At 36.9% G+C, this 1,686-nt stretch carries 4 protein-coding genes; all 4 read left to right on the forward strand.

The genetic code is table 11. From position 1 onward, the window contains the following. Positions 1-19: 19 nt before the first annotated feature. On the forward strand, positions 20-550 hold the full coding sequence (locus tag RM556_RS17250) for a hypothetical protein (RefSeq protein ID WP_311375207.1): 531 nt from the start codon (positions 20-22) through the stop codon (positions 548-550). 168 nt (positions 551-718) lie between these two features. Beyond that, positions 719-919, forward strand: coding sequence for an addiction module protein (locus RM556_RS17255; RefSeq protein ID WP_311360486.1), 201 nt, complete (start codon positions 719-721; stop codon positions 917-919). Then, the gene (locus RM556_RS17260; RefSeq protein ID WP_311375208.1) at positions 919-1,215 is read left to right on the forward strand and encodes a type II toxin-antitoxin system RelE/ParE family toxin; all 297 of its coding nucleotides are present in this window, start codon (positions 919-921) and stop codon (positions 1,213-1,215) included. The genes RM556_RS17255 and RM556_RS17260 overlap by 1 nt, the downstream gene beginning before the upstream one ends. 77 nt (positions 1,216-1,292) lie before the next feature. Next, a complete protein-coding gene (locus tag RM556_RS17265) occupies positions 1,293-1,634 on the forward strand; it encodes a hypothetical protein (protein WP_311375209.1) in 342 nt (113 codons plus the stop codon). Positions 1,635-1,686: the final 52 nt, after the last annotated feature.

Below are 1,686 nucleotides of genomic sequence, written 5' to 3' on the forward strand. Positions count from 1 at the left end.
AGTCACAAGGAGAGGTTAGGTGTTAATCAAAGAACTAGCTCAATTACAGTTACAGAAGAAATTGATTTCTGTAGATCGAGATTGTCATGATGAAGAATTAACGGGAATAATAATATCTGCAAATGATTCATTTGTTTTATTTCAAGAGATTACTGAAGATGGTGTTTTTGATGGTTTTACTATTTTCGAAACAACCCAAATAGATGAAGTATATTGGGGAAATCGAGAACACGAATCTATAGCTGCACTAATAAATAAAGATATATCAGTAGTTATCCCAAAACTTGACTCTGAAACTTTTAGCGATGCTGTAATAGAACTCAGTAAACTATATTCAAATATTTGTATTTTTAAATATCATGATGAAGACACATTCTCTATTGCTACAATAAACTCTTATGATGATGACTGGTTAAATATTTCTACTTTCGGACCAAAGCGCTCTTTATCTCGTATGGAGAAAATCATGAAATCAGACAGTATTTCAAGAGTATCTGTTGATTCTCCTTATCAAAAAAATATCGAAAAGTTGCATCAAAGTGACTTATAACAAGCTATTCAAGACGGACGCTAAACAGTTGGCTAGCTTCGTACCTCGCAATTTTAGTCAACAATTTATCGCCGCTTAATAGGGCGTTATATGCTAAGTGGTACAGGTGTTTCACTGTGGAAATTGGTTTATACTTTGAATCGGTAATGTATTTAATTGGAGGAGCTAATGAAAATCGACTCTCTTACTACAAACGAAAAGGTTGTTTTGGCGCAGCAGCTTTGGGATTCAGTTGTGGCTAATGAGGACTCTTTGGAAGTTTCAGCGAATCAGAAAGCTGAGTTAGGCAGAAGAGTCTCAGAGTTTGAATCTGATGGAAATACTGGAAACCCATGGGCATCAGTTAAAACGAGGATTCTAAATAAATAATGTTTGAAAACGTAAGGATACGACCAGAGGCAGAATTGGACTTGCAGGATGCATATTCTTATTTCGAACAATGCAGAATTGGCTTAGGGGCTGATTTTATGGAATGTGTGCAAAGTGCATTGGCAAAGATTTCCTCAGATTATCAGCATTATCCCTTAGTTTACAAATCTATTAGACGCATCTTAGTTCGGCGTTTTCCTTATGCTGTATTTTTTAAAAAAGTTAACGATATCATTATCGTGTTTGCTGTTCTGCATTGTGCGAGAAAGACAATGACTTGGCGTGCACGCACATAACAAAAACATAAACCGGATGCTGGCAAGAGCGGCCATCACCGGTTATGTAAAGTGTTAGCTATCAAAAGGAGGCATTGATGGATACAGAAACGATGGTACGTATATTGAGCCTGATAATGATTCTTGGCCTTTCTATTCCAAGCATGACTTTCGGCTATCTTCTCGTGATTAGGAATAAACTAGAATTATTGCCTGGCGTAAACGAATCGAATTTTTCCAATCCTAAAGCCTATGCAAAGTCAGTTGGCTACCTTCTAGGTCTGATTGGTATGTTTTCGGGTGTTGTTGGAGTTGTTTGGTTTGCAGGATTTGCAACGATATCTAACATAGTAGTGTCGTTTTACATCCTTACAATAATTGCAGTACCTTGTTTATACATTATTCATCGAAATTCCAGTAAGCCGACGAATGATAGCTAACAAAAAGTTGAAGACGGACAAAAACGAGAGCGGTTTTCGCCGCTTAACTGGG

The sequence above is a fragment of the Alteromonas sp. W364 genome (genome assembly GCF_031846205.1).
Lineage (GTDB): Bacteria > Pseudomonadota > Gammaproteobacteria > Enterobacterales > Alteromonadaceae > Glaciecola > Glaciecola blandensis.

Coding starts and splice junctions, on each gene's coding strand:
- RM556_RS17255 (WP_311360486.1), top strand. CDS start 719: ATGAAAATCGACTCTCTTACTACAAACGAAAAGGTTGTTTTGGCGCAG.
- RM556_RS17265 (WP_311375209.1), top strand. CDS start 1,293: ATGGATACAGAAACGATGGTACGTATATTGAGCCTGATAATGATTCTT.
- RM556_RS17260 (WP_311375208.1), top strand. CDS start 919: ATGTTTGAAAACGTAAGGATACGACCAGAGGCAGAATTGGACTTGCAG.